This is a genomic window from Reticulibacter mediterranei (assembly GCF_016587455.1).
The window spans coordinates 887,043-902,199 of record NZ_BNJK01000001.1 but is presented as its reverse complement, the minus strand read 5'-3'; the positions used below and the strand labels follow the sequence as shown (position 1 = coordinate 902,199).

Below are 15,157 nucleotides of genomic sequence, written 5' to 3'. Positions count from 1 at the left end.
GGAACAAACGGTCATATGAAAGAGGTATAAAATGGAATACAGCCATGTATTGATTATTTTAGCCTGCCTTCTTATACTAGATCTGCTATTTCTTGCAGTAATGTTGTGGAGATACCCTCATTGGACAAAATTCATCAAATTACAACGGCTTCAAAAACAACTGCTGCAAGGCAATCCGTTAATTGCTGCGTCTATTGTAGATCTCTGCATAACAATGAATGACTTTCACCCTTCCAGAAATCCGAAATTATATGTTGGCATGCAGAATAACCTTGGATTGGCTTACTCTGAACTTCAGACAGGTAACCGAGCAACGAATCTAGCTCGGGCGATTGACTGCTACCAAGAGGCACTACGCTTTCAGACAGCAAAAGCTGAACCCTATTATTATGGTGAGATCCAAATTAACTTGGGACTGGCTTACTACCGTATGCCAACAGGTGACAGGATAGCTAATTTGACCAAAGCAATTGCATGTTATCAGGAAGCTTTGCGCTTCTGGACGGCAAAAACTAAGCCACAGAAGTGCGCAGCAGTACATCATAACCTTGGATTGGCTTACTACTCCTTACCAACAGGAGATCGCATTGCAAACTTGACCCAAGCAATTAAACACTATCAGGAGGCTTTGCGCTTTAGGACAGTACAGAGGGCACCTCTGGACTATGCTTTAACTCAGAACAACCTGGGCCTTGTTTACGCGAAGTTACCAACAGGGGATCGAGCAACGAATCTGAATCAGGCGATCACCTGTTATCAAGAAGCCTTACGTATCTGGACAGCTAAGGATGCACCCTTTAACTATGCTAGAGTTGTGTCAAACATTGGTTTTGCCTACCACTCTATGCCGACGGGTAACCGTACTACAAATCTGAACTTGGCGATTGCTTGTTACAAGGACTCTTTACGCTTTTGGACAGTCAACAATGCTCCCTTTGCCTATGCCGAAGTATATAACAAGTTGGGCATTGCCTACTACGATATGCCAACGGGTGACCAAGCCACAAATCTAAATCGAGCAATTAGCTGTTATCAAGAAAGCTTACTTTTCTGGAAACCCAAAACTACACCTCTGGACTATGCTCTGGTTCAGAACAACTTGGGCCTTGTTTACGCGAAGTTACCAACAGGGGATCAAGCAACGAATCTAAGTCGGGCAATTACCTGTTATCAGGAAGCTTTACGCTTCTGGACAACAGAGACCGACCCATATTTCTGTCGTCTTGTCAACCGAAATCTCGCTAACCTCTACTTTCTTAAAGAAGATTGGCAGATGGCTTTTGAGATCTATCAAATTGCAATAAAGGCGGGAGAAAGGCTCTATCAAGCGGGTCTTTCTCCTGAGAGCAAGACAGCCGAAATTGTTGATGATGCTGATACGTACCGTCACGCTGCTTTCGCTGCCGCTCGCTGGGGGAAGCCAACAGAAGCTTTGCTTATCTTAGAGCAAGGGAAAACTCGATTATTATCCGAAACCTTACGTTTAGGGACTCCTCGTCCTGCGGAGGTTCCCGATGAGATATGGGCCGCATTTGAACATGCTGGCTCTCTGGTTCGGATATTAGAGCCTTCAAGAGGCGCAGCAGTATTAAGTGAGATGAACGATTTAGTAGAGAGCTATAAAACGCGTGAACAGTTGTTGCGATCTGCAAATGCAACCCTGGATGCTGCAATTGAACGTGTACGAATCTATGCTCCAGATTTCTTGCAATCGATCGATATCACTACTATTCGGTCTTTGATTCCAGATGAACAAACCGTTTTTATTGCATTTTGCATTACAGATAAGGGGTGCATAAGCTTAATTGTATACCGTAGCCCTGATCAAGATGTACAAGCTGTAGAGGTGTTAAATTTCACCAGAACTCGACTGAGGCACATCTTTCAACATAAAGATAGCAACGGTAAGGTCATTGGCGGGTGGCTGAAGTCATATAATCGTTTCCTTGATAAGGGTGATTTTGATGAATGGAAACAGACAATGGACAACACCCTTAAATGGTTAGGGCAAAACCTGTGTCAAAATATCTCTCAAGCATTGCCTCAAAGCATAAAAAAAATTGTCTTTCTCCCCTCGTCCGAGTTATTTCTTTTTCCACTGCATGCTGCTCTGCTTTCACCGACCCAACGATTGTGTGATTATTACCAAATCAGCTATGCACCATCACTTGATGTGTTAGCTCATGTTCAAAAAAGGATGATACCAGGAATGATACCAGATCTCTATGCTGTCATCAATCCTGAGGAAGATTCTGATCTAGTCTTTACACCAATCGAAGGTATGGCTATTGCCAGACTTTTTGCTAACTCTCAGGTTGTAAAAGGACAAGAAGGAACAAAGCAGAGCGTTCTTACTGGCATACGTGGACATACCTATGTTCACTTCTCTTGCCATGGTCATTACCATTGGGATGATCCAACCAAATCTGCCCTTATAGTCGCGGATGGACACCTTACTTTAGCCGATTTGCAGCGAGAAATCGCACTCACCGCCAAGACTTGTTTGGTGACACTTTCAGCTTGTGAGACAGGGATTATTGATACAGCTAAAGGCAGCGCAGAGGAATATGTGGGTATACCTGCAGGATTCATGATAGCTGGTGTCCCTTGTGTGCTAAATAGTTTGTGGAGTGTACCGGATCTTTCTACTTCACTCTTGATGGAGCGCTTTTATCAGAATCACTTGGAAGGAGGAATGGACTTTGCTGCTGCGTTAAGAGAAGCTCAGCTATGGCTGCGTAAAATAAATGTTCAAGAAGTAGAACAATATGTTGAGCAGTGTTATCAACGATCAGGTCAGACAGATATAATATTATACGATTACCTTCGTCGCTATCGTTCTCTTGCTAAAGAGAACCCGAACTTATGCCCTTATGCCCATCCCTATTACTGGGCAGCATTTATTATCAGTGGAACACCTCGTCATATCAGTATTGATTCCTGGGGGCAATCGAAATGAGCAGAAAATCAGGAGGAGCAACTTACTGAACAGGCTTCACAAGCCAAAAGAAACAAAGTTTTTTGCCCGAGTTCGGGCGTGTTTCCGCATCTATTTTTTCTCCTTATTCCTGATATATTTTCCTGGGTAAGGTATTTTATCGTCCGATTATGTTGTGATTGAACAAAGCGAGATGTTTGTCGAGTACCCGAAACCAAGAACGCTAAAGCAAGGATAAATAAGGGGCGGGAGGAAGCCCATGATTAGTTGCGAACTGATCTGGTGAGCAATTGCCCAGCCCCTCATGTGGCCTTAAACGATGAGAAAAGTTGATCCAGTTTTCGCTAGCCTGCAGAAAGTGCCCCAGCGTCCGATCACGCCGACGCTCAGCCACAGCCTGTTTGAACGTGCCGACGAAGCGCTCAGCGTAGCCGTTGTCAGTTGGCGTTCCCGCCCTGCTCATCGAGCGGATAAAACCTTTTTCCAGCAAGGCTGCTCGTGTCTGCGCAGCTCCGTATTGACGGCCTTGATCGGAATGGAAGATTGAGCCTGGGACATCGAAATGCATTTGCTCAATGGCTGAAACAACCAGATCGGCTTGCATCCGATAATCAAAAGCCAGCGAGAGAATATGCCTGGTTCTCTTCCACAAGGCAAAACAGCCACGCACTTTGGTGCGATCGGCCAGGCAGATCTCAAAAATGTCGGAAAACACCACCTCCGCCTCAAATTTTTGAACGCACGTGCCGTTTTCAGCCTGTTTCTGCTGTGCACGAAGCAAATTGGGCACGACTGTGCTAGCCTTGCCTGGATAGATATATCGTTTCTTTTTGCAGCGTGCAGCGATCCCATATTTCTTCATGACCCGCTTCACCCGATTTTTCCCCATTTTCAGTAGCACTGCCAGCTTGCGATGTCCCAGAGTATCATCGTGTTCGTGCTAACTTTCAATTGTCACTGCTACTTGCTTATCTTTCGCGGCTTGCTTCGAGCTCAGATAGAGAGTCCCTCGCGACAGTCCAAGCGCACGCGCGACCTGACTTTTATTGTAGGGACCATTGGGCGTACTCAAGTAGTGAGCTACCTCCACCCTTTGAGCCTTTTTTATCTGCCCAACAGTCCCGATGCTTTTTTTAGTATTTCATTCTGGACCGTCAATTCTCCGATGATTTTCTTTCAATCGTCTGGAGACTCTCCTGGCTCATCGCCTTGGGATTGGGCTTTCTGTTTGGGATCGCGTTTATCATGGAAACAACTTTGGGCATTGGCTTGAAATTCTTTCCTCCAACGATGCAACACGGAACTGACGATCCCAAATTTTTTGCAGACCTCCTCTTGTGTGGTATCACGCTGCATGCTCTCAAGCACTCCTTTCAATTTAAACTCGGCAGTATATGTCTTTCGTGGTTGGTTCATCTGGTCAAGTACCTCTCTATTGCTGTGTTTATTATATCAGATACTCAACATATCATTGAATATTTGAAGCTGGATCATCATTCTAACAACTCAGAATGGGAAGAGAAAGAGTCCTTGCTCTGGGATGAAACTCTTATTCCAGATCCCAACAATATCTATGACCTTATGAGACTTGGGCAAGACGAAGAGGCACTTCAAGCTTGTGAAGGTATTTTGCAGCATTATCCTGATAATGAATATGCATGTTGTGGGGGTGAGCGAGTTGATAGGCGACACAAGACGCTGGTCTTGCTTGGTGAGAGCAAGCCTTTTCACGACTGAGCGGCTGGGAGAGGGAATCGATTTGAGCATTGCAAGATGATCCTGTGCTTCGGTTGGAAGCCATCACACCAGACGGAGCGAGGAGCGCATCTCAGGTGTTCCTCACTCCGGGTTCAGTCTTCGTTCTCGCCTCTCCCCTCAGCGAGGGAGATGGCAAGCAGAGCTGCCACTTCCTGCGTCGCCTCAATCACGTGTTGCCTCTTCTGTTCCTCTGAGCGCTGTTGCTGTATGCACTTGCCATCCCCAGGCATCACGCAGGAAGGCCTGGAACGCTTGCTGGTTGAACTGGGGTGAAGCATAGGCGACATAGCCATCAGGCCGAAGGAAGTAGCACGCCCCAGATTGGAACCCTGCACGCTCCACCTGCGGAGTAAAAGGGAAACAGGTCAGCGGAAAGGCTGGATGCTGACGGGCAAAGGCTTCGATCTCAGGTGAGAGAGTCCCGTACACCTGAAGCTGAGGGCGTAAGCTGCGCAGTGCATCATAATTGCTGCCCCCCTCCTTCCAGGATATCCAAGGCAGCCGATCCCCTCCTCGCACTTTGCCCGCCTTTCCCCGGCTTATGGGGCTGTCGTGATAGTGAATGCGGGTCTGCGAGATCAGGCCAAAGAAGGCTCGTGGCACCGAAGAAAACCAGGAGAAGACCGTGAAGAGGGTCGAGAGCACGAGGTTTCGCACCAGTTGCACCACTCTCGAACGGCTGGTCATCAGCGTAAAAATCCGGTCGGTGGTCCTTACCAGCAAACGGGCAAACGCGATGCGCTCGGGTTCATAACTTGCCAGCAGCCGCTCGTCAGCCTCCCCATTGAGGACCGCCGCCAGTTTCCAGCCGAGGTTGGAGGCATCCATCAGTCCGGTATTCATGCCCTGCGCACCCACCGGGCTATGAATATGGCCTGCATCTCCTAAGAGGAAGACGCGCCCACGACAAAACGCATCGGCGACCCGATGATGAATGTGATAGGTCGTAAACCAGTTCACCTGGCGGATCTGCATATCTGTGAACTGTTCAATCTGAGGGCGAACCTCCTCAAACGTTGGGTCAGCTTGCCCGGCCACTTCTGGGGGAAGCACGCTGATCACTCGATACTGCCCAGGGCCAAGAGGGAAGACCGCATGGAGCTGGTTGTGCTCCAGCCACAGACCAATCGTATTCTTGATGCTCTTGGAGGTTCCCATGAGATCTGCCAGAAAGAAGCGCTGGGCGTAGGTTTCCCCGGCAAAATCGAGGCCGAGTGCATGGCGCACGGTGCTTTTGGCCCCATCACAACCACAGATATACTGAACTTGCAAGGACTCCCTCTGTCCATCGGCATGGCGCAGTTGCACCGTGACCCCCTCCTGGTTCTGCTGGAGATCCACCAGTTCCGTCTGTAACATGATCTGCCCACCGTGTTCGATGTAATGCTCACGCAAGAGTTGCTCCGTCTTCTCCTGGGACATCAGAAACAGGTAGGGGTAGGCACTGAGTCCTGTTCCTATCTCACCGAGCCTGATGCCGCCGACCCGGCGTTGGTTCACCAGCAGATCGAGGCCCTGTGTGGGCACTCCCTGTGCCAGGACACGATCAACGATGCCGAGCATCTCATACGTTTCCAGGGTCCGAGCCTGGGCCCCGATGGCTCGTGTCTCATGGATGTTCGCATGCTCCTTTTTATCGATCACGAGCGGGCGTCTCCCCAGACGGATCAACCAGCCAGCCAGCATTAGACCGGTCGGCCCTGAACCAACAATTAACACCTCCGCCTTCATGCTCTTGCTCCTCTCTTTTCTGCCTTCTGTGATAACTCATGGATACTGTTTTTTCGCTTCATTTTACGACGCTTTCCCTGGCAATGCTCCGTGCTCTATTCTGACTCCCTCTTCACAGGTCGATCTTACAGTCCATCAAGAAGCACTCGGATCGTTTCCCTCAGACGTACTCGTCCAAGAATGTAGATGCCTTGTGACCTACCAATGGGGGAGAAGATCACCTGTGCCGTCAGCGCAGGATTCTTCTGCGTCAGGGGGACGTGAGGCAGGGAGTTCAAACAACGAGATGAGTTCGGGCAGGACATCTGCTAGTCGCTTTTGGCGGTACTTGGAGGAGATGGCGTAAGCGAGGAGCGTCCGATGGACGGGCATTGCGTGCCAGCCGCTGCAGCCAGGAGAGGCACCGATGCGCGCGCTCCGCGCGGGTCAAGATCTTCTCAGCAGTCGCTTTTGCGCATGATGGCAAGAGCTGAGAGGAGCTTTCCAGGCAAATGGTTTGGCTGCGGACCACCTTGATCCAGGTTCGCCGGATACCACAGCGTGGCCAGTCGCGCCAGAGTACCGGAGCAGAAGGAGGTGGGACGGAGACCGAGTCAGGGGGAGGCGAGGAATCCAAGCGAGAAGAGAAGAGCGGCCACAACACGGCGCTCACTCGTCGCGGTTTGAGCGTGGTGCTGCTTTCTTGACATTGCGCGCGCAAGAGGCTGGCGAGATCTGGATAGTTACTGTTTGATGCGTCATATTCCTTCTTTTTCATCTTGAGCGTAAAAAGATTTTTCTTTTCTCTTTTTACACTCAAGATGAATTTATCACATTCTGACAGAAGCGCCAGTCCCTGGTACCGACCTGGGTGGATGATCCCCCTAGCGTCAGGTGTGCCTGCGCCTCGCTCGTTCGTTTCCTCATGGTGAGGGACAAACGCATGCAGAGATGCGTGTTCCTTTCAGCAATCCCCATCATTTGCCAGAGGTTCATGAGACGTGAGAAGAAGACACATGACCATGACGATAGCCGCTTCTGCCAGGTTTCTCAGGTTCTCTATTCGCCAGGAGCATGTTTTTTCAGGAAAGTCCGCGCATATTCCTGGGCCTTCTCGGCATGCTGACTGAGCCAGAACCCGGTATGATCCCCCTCTTCGATCCAATACCGCTCAGCCCCTGGGATATGCTCGTAGGCGTAGACCCCGTCGAAGAATTTCACATCAGCATCGAGCGTGCCGTGGATAATCAGACTCGGACATTGTACCTGCTCTAACGGAAGATGCGTGATCTTCAGGAATTCTTCCATATCGTTCTCGTTCCCCTTTTTCCTCTCAGAATAGGGATACATCGTCTCCAACAATGCCTTCATCCAATCGAGAGCTTGAGGCTCGTTCAAAACGTGATCGACCTGTCTCTTTGTCTGTTCTTTCGTGAAGTATCCAATACCCCGAAATGCCTCTGCCAACAGTAATTTGGGGAATCTTTCCATGAGCATTTGCGAAAACTTCTGCCCCGGATTGCTCATAAAAATGGCCTCAGTCAACGGTCCAGCTCCCTCCGGTGGGTGATACGAGCCGCTCACACTGTCTATTGCCACCAGCCCCCAGACCCTGTCAGGGTGGCGGATCGCGAACTGGTACGCTGGCGGACCGCCTGCCGAGAGGCACACGACCCCGACTTTTTCAATCTGGAGAGAGTCTAACAGCGCGGCCAGTAGATCGGCTTGCTGTTCAAACGTCTTCCCACTGGAGAGAGGCGTTCCCAGATATCCTGGTCTTGATGGGCAGAGAAGCCGGTAGGCGCTGCTATCCAGCCAGTTCGTGATCAAACGGGCCTGGTCGGCACCGCCGATCCCACCGTGAACAGAAAGGATCACCGGTCCAGCACTTCCGCTTATGTCGAACTCGACTGTGCCTTTTTCCGTCACGATGGTACGGGGTTCTATATACATATCAGGCAACACTTTTCTTCTGCTGTTCATGTGGCTCCTCTTTTCTTTTGTCCTTTCATTCTTGCCATCACAACTTTTGTCAAGAGGATAGGGTAATGGTTCCTTGTAACCGGCCCCTCTTGTTTGCTACAATTACTCTACAGTCGAGAGAGAGAGGAAACAAGTACGCAATTTTATGGATGTAACAGGGGGAACAAAATATCCCCTGCCCACGAAGAGAGGCACATGCGATGACTCGACAGAAGAAGACAACGGTCTGTCCACTGGGGGGAGGGGGTGTTGGGGGGAAATGGAAGTTTTGGATCATGTATCACTTGCTCAGTGGTCCCAAACGCTTTGGCGAATTGCAGAGGCTCTTTCCCCAGGTCAGTCGCCAGATGCTCACCATCCAATTACGAGAGCTAGAACAGACGGGGATACTTCAGCGGCAGGTCTATCTCCAGGTTCCCCCAAAGGTTGAGTACCAGCTTTCGGAAGTAGGGCAATGTTTAGAGCCGATCATACGCCAGATGGACGCCTGGGACAAGGAATACAGCGAGCAGGGCGAGCAAGAGGTGGATTGGCTGATCAGCCTGGGAGGGAGATGGACCTTTTGGATTTGGTATCACTTGCTCAGTGGTCCCAAACGCTTTGGCGAATTGCAGAGGCTCCTTTCTCCGATCAGCCAGCATATGCTCATCCTGAAGCTACGAGAATTAGAACAGATGGGAGTGCTCACGCGGCATGCCTCTGGGCAGAAATCGCTCAAGGGGGAATACCGGCTTTCACAACTGGGACAAAACGCAGAGCCATTGCTGTATCAAATTTATGCGTGGGGAAGATGGGCGTGTGATCAGCTTGGTCTGGCGTATGATGGACCAGTGATGGATGAAAGAGAGGCATACGCTCGCCGCGCCTGAAAAAGATAATGATGGCTCTGCCCCTGCATTCCAGCGATTTCTTCTGCAATGCAAGGGGTCTTGTGACGACCATCTCTCCGTTGGTGAGAGAAAGCATTCGCTTTCGACCAGCCTGGGGAACGCTCAATCTCCTTGCTGTTTGTGTCTCGATCCCCTTTGGTCTGAAGCCACCTGGAAGAGCAAACCAGCCGAAAAGGCCAACCAGAGCCATGAGAACTCCGCTGATCACAAAAATGAGCCAGATGGGAATGAATTGACTGGCAGCGCCAGCCAGAGCAATCGAATCGCTCAAACCTGTTTACAGTATCCTCATGGGATAGAAGAATTATCTCAATGTGTTCACTTCGTTGAGGACCATACTACACGAGAGTTGGGGATTGCTGATAGCACGCTGCACCATTGGTGCAAGGAATTTGCGCAAGCCGGTGAAAAGGCTTTTCCCGGCAGTGGGAATCCTCCCGTGGGGGAGGAAGAACTGCGTCGTTTAAAGCGAGAACTGGAGGTCACACGACAGGAGCGTGACATATTAAAAAAAGCACTAGCCATCTTTTCGCGCAGCCAGCTCTGAGTTATCCGTTCATTGCCGACTACGCCTCCATCTATCCAGTGAGTACGATGTGCCGCGTGATGGGGGTGAGTGTGAGCGGCTATTACGACTGGCGAAACCGGGAGCCTTCCTCACACGAGCGGGAAGATGGCGAACTGGCGAAAGTGATTCATCGCCTCTTCTATGCCAACCGAGGCGTGTATGGCAGTCCTCGCATCCAGGTGGAGCTCCGCGAGCAGGGTATCCGCTGCTCGAAAGAACGGATAGCCCGCCTCATGCGCGAGATGGAACTCTGTGCCAAATCCAGGCGCAACAAACCTGTGGGGACCAAACGACGAGCGGGTGCCTCCATTGCTCCCAACCGCCTGGGGAGGGATTTTGTGGCGGAAGCCCCCAATACGAAATGGGTCAGTGATACGACCTACGTCTGGACTACAGAAGGATGGCTGTATGTGGCCGCCATCCTGGATCTGTTCTCACGCCTGGTGGTTGGCTGGGCTATGGATCAGCACAATGATGAGGAGCTGGTCAGGCGCGCTTTTGAGATGGCCCTGCTGCGTCGGACACCTCCATCCGAGATGCTCTTGCATTCCGATCAGGGCAGCCCTTACACGGCTACAGGCTATCTCTCCAGACTGGCAGAGCTAGGGATTGTGGTAAGCATGAGTCGAACGGGCGACTGTTACGATCATGCGGCAATGGAAAGTTTCTTTAGCACCCTCAAAGGCGAATGTGTCGAGCGCTCCACCTTCCAGACCAGGCAGGAAGCTCGACAGGTCATTTTTGAGTACATTGAGTGTTTTTACAATCGGGTTCGGAGACATTCGACTCTTCAGTACATGAGTCCAATGGCTTACGAGCAACAGATGAGCTAATTTCTAAGTTTACCTCCTCCGAAAAACTCCGGAAAACCCATGGTCCCTCACGCAGCAGACGGATGGAGGAGCAATCATACAGATCCCGGACCATCCCACTTTCGGGGTGGCTCCAACGAACTACGGGAGGGCGTGAAAGCACTGCCAATACTTCTGGACGACCCAGCAAGGCATAATCCCGACTCCGTGCAATCACCCCTACCCCCATCTCCAGCACGTCGCTGAGAACCGCTGTATCTCCATATGCACCATCTAAACGGAGCAGCATTTGGGATGGGAGGAGCTGCTGCTTGGTTGCATAGCTGATGACCAACTTGCAAGCACGCTCAAGCCCTCCACGGAGATCTCCATTGTCTGCGCCCCCAAAGGTGCCAAGCCATTGATGCGTATGGGCTTGCAGGATAGTCGTGCGTGTTCGTACCACTTCTCCTCGCTTGCGACCGGTGTAGCCAGGTGCCGCCACCTGCGTCAAACGACGATGCGGTTCTGGGAGGGTTGGCAGGTGGGGGAGAGCACGTTGGCGAGCCGCTTGCCGGGTTCCATCCACATCCACCACGACGTACTGCTGATCGCGCCGATCCCATACTCCACCTGGATGAGAAAAAGGAGTTGCTCGCTCAAGGAGATCCTCAAGAAATTGAGTGCGCAGTGCCTCAACGGTTTGCTCATTGAGTGCAGCCAGAAAGCGGGAAAGAGCGGAACGCGAGGGGAGAGAAGGAACGGAGGTGGGATTTACTTGAAATTGGACTGAGGCATGTTCCATACTGGTTGGTGTCCTCCTTGTGTGAAAATGACGATACAGAACACTTTCTTACAAGGAGTCACATTTCTTCAGCTTTTCGCCAGGGTTTTCCTCTTTTGCTCTGCTAACAACTCGTTGCGCATCCCGTGGGCGCACCAGCCTCTCGTTCCATGCTCAACTCCTTGGCTTGAGTCTACTTCCAGGAGGTATACAAGAACACCTCATCGATGCCTGCAAGCTATTCGGGGGGTTCTTCTCTCTTAGGTCGTCAGGAGATCCTGTAATACCAGCAGGATCTCCTGATAGCACTCCAGTGTGGAAACATTGGGCGTTGGCGGGTATCATCAGAATGGTCCACTCTGCCTACGATACTTGATGGGAGCCTGCTGGTCCAACCTCATCAGATCAAGATTCATCCTCCAGCCTTTCCCGTTTCGAGCGAGAAAATAGAACAGAGTATTGTGTTGCAAATGTCTTGAAATCGGGGGCAAGAAGGAAGAGGCGTGACAGGTGCGGGAAGAGGTGGACCGTGAGCTGGACGGGGCCACCTTGCATCTCTTTTTGTGATCCCAACGTACTACAGAAGTGAAAAAGATTGTTTGGAGGGAGGAAGCGGAGAGAAGATGAAAAGGATAAGAGCGGCAAAAGAGCTATCAAGCAAACTGATTGTGCTGGTAGAGGACGATGATTTGATGGCTGGCTGGCTCGTCGATGCCCTCAAAGAAGAGACGCCGTATCACATTATTCGTGTCGCTACCGCAAGACAGGCTCTTCACCTGCTCTGTCAAGTGCATGCTCACTTGCTCCTGCTCGACTTTCGCTTGCCGGATATGACAGGCATCGAGCTGTTTGACCAGCTTCGGAGCCGTAACACCTTTCAACCAATGCCCACTATCCTGACGAGTGCCAGCCTGCTCAAACAGGAACATGGAGATCGGCTCCTTACCTATCTGGAGAAACCCTTTGATTTTGATGAGCTTTTGCAACTCATTGAAAGGATGCTTTCCTAAGACACAAGAGGGCGTGTTTTTGCTCAGCCAGCAATCTCTCTCCTCTGAGGGGTGAAGCGTGAACCAGGAGGACAACCGTCCTCGGCATATAATGGGTCCATAAATGTGCGACACGAGGTTGCATGCCATGCGTGAAGCAAAAGCTTCCAGCCCAGTGTCCAGGGCTGTCTTCAATTCCTCTCTGCGTCGCCTCCTGATTCGTTGGGAAAAGAAGGTCGAGAATTATCTCGCCTTTCTTCATTTGGCTTGTGCTCAACTTATCTTCACTAAAGTGACGGTTTTCGGATAAGTTTTTAGCCTAGACTTTTCGGCTGCTCACCCTCTAGTTGTTGGGCGCAATACAGCGATGCGTAGAAGCCGTTTTGATGACGGAGAATCTGGGGCGGGCCTGCCTCAATCATCTTCCCGTCCTTGACGACAAGGATGTGATCGGCAGCCTGAACAGTTGCGAGGCGATGGGCCACCAGAATCAGAAGGCATTGTTTTTGCTGACGGAACTCACCTAGGATGGTCATAATGGCCGCTTCCGTCATGGAGTCCAATGCCGATGTGGCCTCATCTAACAGCAGCACTCTCGGATTGCGTAAGAGCACTCGTGCCAGGGCAATGCGCTGCTTTTCCCCACCAGACAGTTTGATCCCACGCACTCCGACCGTCGTCTCATATCCATCCGGCAACTGTTGCACAAACGTATGAACGCGTGTTTTCTCGCAGATTTCCAGCACGCGATCCTACGACACCTCCTCTTGAAGGCCGTAGAGGAGGTTGTCACGGATCGTGGTGTTCCACAGGTGAGGCTCCTGGGAAACGAGTCCGATCTGACGACGCAGGGCGTGAGGCGCAATTGCTCTCATATCCTGCCCATCGATGAAGATTGCCCCAGTACTCGGCTCATAAAAGTGCATGCATAACTGGATGAGCGTACTTTTTCCTCCCCCACTCGGCCCAACGATCCCAATCATTTGCCCCGGCTGACAAGCAAATGAAATGTGTTGGATCTGTGCCTGCTGGCCCGAATACGCAAAGCTCACATGAGCAAAGCTCAGTTGGTGACTTACCTCCTTGAGATCCTTGCCCTGTTCCGGCCATTCACGAGGGAACGCCAGGATTTCGTGGATCGCTTGCAGTGCAACCGCGACCTCGTTTGTTTCCACACGTCCAGCCAGAATAGTTGCCAGCATCCCATAGAGTTGTTGCGCATAGAGAGCCATTGCCAACAGGGTTCCAACGCCCAGGTGGTGCTGCAAGAGCTGCCATCCTCCCCACCCAAAGACAATGCAGAAACCTAACCAATCGATCAGGCGACCAAGCGCAACACGAAGAAATTGATGAAGGGTCGTCGCCGTACACATCTCTCGTCCATAGGCCTGGAGCCACTGCTCCCAGCGTCGTCGTTCCCCGGCCTCATTCCCGGTAGCACGAACCTCACTGAGGCCAGTAAACACTTCTTGCAGCAATTCCTGCCCCCGCTCCATCTGCGCTTTTACCTCCAGGATATGACGAGCATTGTGCAATGTCATGGATTGGGCAATGACCCAGCCCAGGGGAAACACCAGGATCGAGGCCAGACCAACCTGCCAATTGAGGACAAGCAGCAGGCATACGAGCGCAAGTGCCTGGACCACATGGGCTATCATCGGAAGCAGCTGTGTCGCGACATACACTCTTCCAATCATGCCACAGTCATTCATGATCCGACTTTCTATCGTTCCGCTCTTGATGTCGTGGAAGATCGCGAATGGAAGATGTAATGTATGCTCAAACAATTGCTGACGATAATGGTTGGCAATGCTTTCTCCAACCTGCGTCCTGACATGAATGTCCCAATAACTCAAAACCGACCGGAGCAGTGCGAGCGCGAAGAGGACGAAGAGGATGAGGACAACCCATCCATACTCCAGAGAGATCGTCGCAGCATCGAGCAGCCACTTGAAACAGAAGGGTTGCAACAGATCAACGCCAATGATGATCCCGGTAATTGTCAGGCTGAAGAGAATGTGCCAGCGCAAGGGGTGCAAGGCGGGCAGAAGATACCGACAAATGATGTGGATATCCTGATGTGTCTTTATAGCCACGCCTTCCCCTCTTTTCGGCAAAAAACGATGGTTTGGTTCTCTTTCTTCTCATTCTACTGAGGCTCCCAAATGGTGCTGCAGAGATCGTTGATAGCCCTCAGATGAGCATAGCAGCATATATTAATAATAAATAATATTTATAAGTGCAAAAATACATCGAAGATCGTGGAAATACCATAAAGGATTGACAAGATATAATGCGATATTTTACACTCATTGTAGCGATTGCTTTTCTTTCCTGCAATCGTCAGGAGAACATCAGTGTCTTCATGATTGATGCGCGTGCAGCATGCAAGTGAAGCGGTCTGGTTGTTGAGGCCATCACTCCTGTTTTTGTGAACATGGCACGACATTGCAAGTGGACGCTGAAGTACTGTTGATCTGTTGACAGAACGTCAGAAGGAGACGAATATGGATCGAGTAAAACCAATGACCCTCCAAGAAGCCACCACCACGCAGCCCGAGCGGCCCCAGGAGCAAGCTCGCCTGTTGTCCTACAATCCTCCTGAAGTGACCGTGCTGGGGAAAGTTGAGCAGTTGACAGGCGCACTGCGTCACGGAACCCCTGATCTCCTGGGTCACGGCAACATTCTCTAATCGTCTGTTGCTCTTGTATCAGCTGTATGATATGGGCCTCGTCCTCATGTTGG

At 50.9% G+C, this 15,157-nt stretch carries 13 protein-coding genes and 3 pseudogenes; 9 read left to right on the top strand and 7 right to left on the bottom strand.

Translation table 11 applies throughout. The features are described 5' to 3' along the window. Window positions 1-31: 31 nt before the first annotated feature. Complete coding sequence (locus tag K3T83_RS04095; protein WP_220201704.1) at window positions 32-2,959, top strand: CHAT domain-containing protein; 2,928 nt, start codon at window positions 32-34, stop codon at window positions 2,957-2,959. A 202-nt stretch (window positions 2,960-3,161) separates the two neighbouring features. Here the strand turns inward: K3T83_RS04095 and K3T83_RS04090 are convergent, their stop codons facing one another. Together K3T83_RS04090 and K3T83_RS57795 are read right to left on the bottom strand one after the other, a co-directional pair. Then, window positions 3,162-3,800: an integrase core domain-containing protein gene (locus K3T83_RS04090; protein WP_220201703.1), complete on the bottom strand. Its 639-nt coding sequence runs from the start codon at window positions 3,798-3,800 to the stop codon at window positions 3,162-3,164. Between the two features lie 314 nt (window positions 3,801-4,114). Next, window positions 4,115-4,294, bottom strand: coding sequence for a hypothetical protein (locus K3T83_RS57795; RefSeq protein WP_373324580.1), 180 nt, complete (start codon window positions 4,292-4,294; stop codon window positions 4,115-4,117). An 84-nt stretch (window positions 4,295-4,378) separates the two neighbouring features. Here K3T83_RS57795 and K3T83_RS57790 point away from each other — a divergent pair, with 84 nt between their 5' ends. After that, on the top strand, window positions 4,379-4,675 hold the full coding sequence (locus tag K3T83_RS57790) for a hypothetical protein (RefSeq protein WP_220201700.1): 297 nt from the start codon (window positions 4,379-4,381) through the stop codon (window positions 4,673-4,675). Between the two features lie 183 nt (window positions 4,676-4,858). On the opposite strand, the gene K3T83_RS04070 is transcribed toward K3T83_RS57790, so the two are convergent. Continuing rightward, window positions 4,859-6,427, bottom strand: coding sequence for an FAD-dependent monooxygenase (locus tag K3T83_RS04070; protein ID WP_220201699.1), 1,569 nt, complete (start codon window positions 6,425-6,427; stop codon window positions 4,859-4,861). A gap of 491 nt (window positions 6,428-6,918) precedes the next feature. Between K3T83_RS04070 and K3T83_RS04065 the strand changes: the two genes are divergently transcribed. Continuing rightward, complete coding sequence (locus K3T83_RS04065) at window positions 6,919-7,113, top strand: hypothetical protein (RefSeq protein WP_220201698.1); 195 nt, start codon at window positions 6,919-6,921, stop codon at window positions 7,111-7,113. 352 nt (window positions 7,114-7,465) lie between these two features. Here K3T83_RS04065 and K3T83_RS04060 read toward each other — a convergent pair whose 3' ends face one another. After that, window positions 7,466-8,389 carry an alpha/beta fold hydrolase gene (locus tag K3T83_RS04060; protein WP_220201697.1) on the bottom strand — a complete coding sequence of 308 codons (924 nt, stop codon included), beginning with the start codon at window positions 8,387-8,389 and terminating at the stop codon, window positions 7,466-7,468. Between the two features lie 200 nt (window positions 8,390-8,589). Here K3T83_RS04060 and K3T83_RS04055 point away from each other — a divergent pair, with 200 nt between their 5' ends. The 3 genes from K3T83_RS04055 to K3T83_RS04045 are packed head-to-tail and all read left to right on the top strand — an operon-like array spanning window position 8,590 to window position 10,680. After that, the gene (locus K3T83_RS04055; protein WP_220201696.1) at window positions 8,590-9,258 is read left to right on the top strand and encodes a winged helix-turn-helix transcriptional regulator; all 669 of its coding nucleotides are present in this window, start codon (window positions 8,590-8,592) and stop codon (window positions 9,256-9,258) included. Beyond that, a complete protein-coding gene (locus K3T83_RS04050; RefSeq protein WP_220201695.1) occupies window positions 9,227-9,826 on the top strand; it encodes a hypothetical protein in 600 nt (199 codons plus the stop codon). Before K3T83_RS04055 ends, K3T83_RS04050 begins: the two co-directional genes overlap by 32 nt. Further along, window positions 9,784-10,680, top strand: coding sequence for an IS3 family transposase (locus K3T83_RS04045; RefSeq protein ID WP_220208162.1), 897 nt, complete (start codon window positions 9,784-9,786; stop codon window positions 10,678-10,680). The genes K3T83_RS04050 and K3T83_RS04045 overlap by 43 nt, the downstream gene beginning before the upstream one ends. Here the strand turns inward: K3T83_RS04045 and K3T83_RS04040 are convergent. Then, on the bottom strand, window positions 10,583-11,443 hold the full coding sequence (locus K3T83_RS04040) for a hypothetical protein (protein WP_220201694.1): 861 nt from the start codon (window positions 11,441-11,443) through the stop codon (window positions 10,583-10,585). The two genes, K3T83_RS04045 and K3T83_RS04040, sit on opposite strands and share 98 nt — an antisense overlap. 602 nt (window positions 11,444-12,045) lie before the next feature. Between K3T83_RS04040 and K3T83_RS04035 the strand changes: the two genes are divergently transcribed. Further along, entirely contained in the window at window positions 12,046-12,432 is a 387-nt protein-coding gene (locus tag K3T83_RS04035; protein ID WP_220201693.1) for a response regulator, read from the top strand. A gap of 184 nt (window positions 12,433-12,616) precedes the next feature. Further along, window positions 12,617-12,721: pseudogene (locus K3T83_RS04030) on the top strand (IS5/IS1182 family transposase); the annotation flags it as partial. A gap of 4 nt (window positions 12,722-12,725) precedes the next feature. On the opposite strand, the pseudogene K3T83_RS57785 reads toward K3T83_RS04030, so the two are convergent. Then, window positions 12,726-13,613 (bottom strand): annotated as a pseudogene (locus K3T83_RS57785) (ABC transporter ATP-binding protein). Window positions 13,614-13,625: 12 nt separating this feature from the next. Then, window positions 13,626-14,507: pseudogene (locus tag K3T83_RS57780) on the bottom strand (ABC transporter transmembrane domain-containing protein); the annotation flags it as partial. A gap of 411 nt (window positions 14,508-14,918) precedes the next feature. On the opposite strand from K3T83_RS57780, the gene K3T83_RS04015 reads away from it, so the two are divergent. Beyond that, a complete protein-coding gene (locus tag K3T83_RS04015) occupies window positions 14,919-15,104 on the top strand; it encodes a hypothetical protein (RefSeq protein ID WP_220201690.1) in 186 nt (61 codons plus the stop codon). Window positions 15,105-15,157: the final 53 nt, after the last annotated feature.

Excerpts from the sequence above, each read along its gene's own strand:
- K3T83_RS04095 (WP_220201704.1), top strand. The coding sequence starts at position 32 with ATGGAATACAGCCATGTATTGATTATTTTAGCCTGCCTTCTTATACTA.
- K3T83_RS04090 (WP_220201703.1), bottom strand. The coding sequence starts at position 3,800 with ATGAAGAAATATGGGATCGCTGCACGCTGCAAAAAGAAACGATATATC.
- K3T83_RS57795 (WP_373324580.1), bottom strand. The coding sequence starts at position 4,294 with ATGCAGCGTGATACCACACAAGAGGAGGTCTGCAAAAAATTTGGGATC.
- K3T83_RS04070 (WP_220201699.1), bottom strand. The coding sequence starts at position 6,427 with ATGAAGGCGGAGGTGTTAATTGTTGGTTCAGGGCCGACCGGTCTAATG.
- K3T83_RS04065 (WP_220201698.1), top strand. The coding sequence starts at position 6,919 with ATGGTTTGGCTGCGGACCACCTTGATCCAGGTTCGCCGGATACCACAG.
- K3T83_RS04060 (WP_220201697.1), bottom strand. The coding sequence starts at position 8,389 with ATGAACAGCAGAAGAAAAGTGTTGCCTGATATGTATATAGAACCCCGT.
- K3T83_RS04055 (WP_220201696.1), top strand. The coding sequence starts at position 8,590 with ATGACTCGACAGAAGAAGACAACGGTCTGTCCACTGGGGGGAGGGGGT.
- K3T83_RS04050 (WP_220201695.1), top strand. The coding sequence starts at position 9,227 with ATGAAAGAGAGGCATACGCTCGCCGCGCCTGAAAAAGATAATGATGGC.
- K3T83_RS04040 (WP_220201694.1), bottom strand. The coding sequence starts at position 11,443 with ATGGAACATGCCTCAGTCCAATTTCAAGTAAATCCCACCTCCGTTCCT.
- K3T83_RS04035 (WP_220201693.1), top strand. The coding sequence starts at position 12,046 with ATGAAAAGGATAAGAGCGGCAAAAGAGCTATCAAGCAAACTGATTGTG.
- K3T83_RS04015 (WP_220201690.1), top strand. The coding sequence starts at position 14,919 with ATGGATCGAGTAAAACCAATGACCCTCCAAGAAGCCACCACCACGCAG.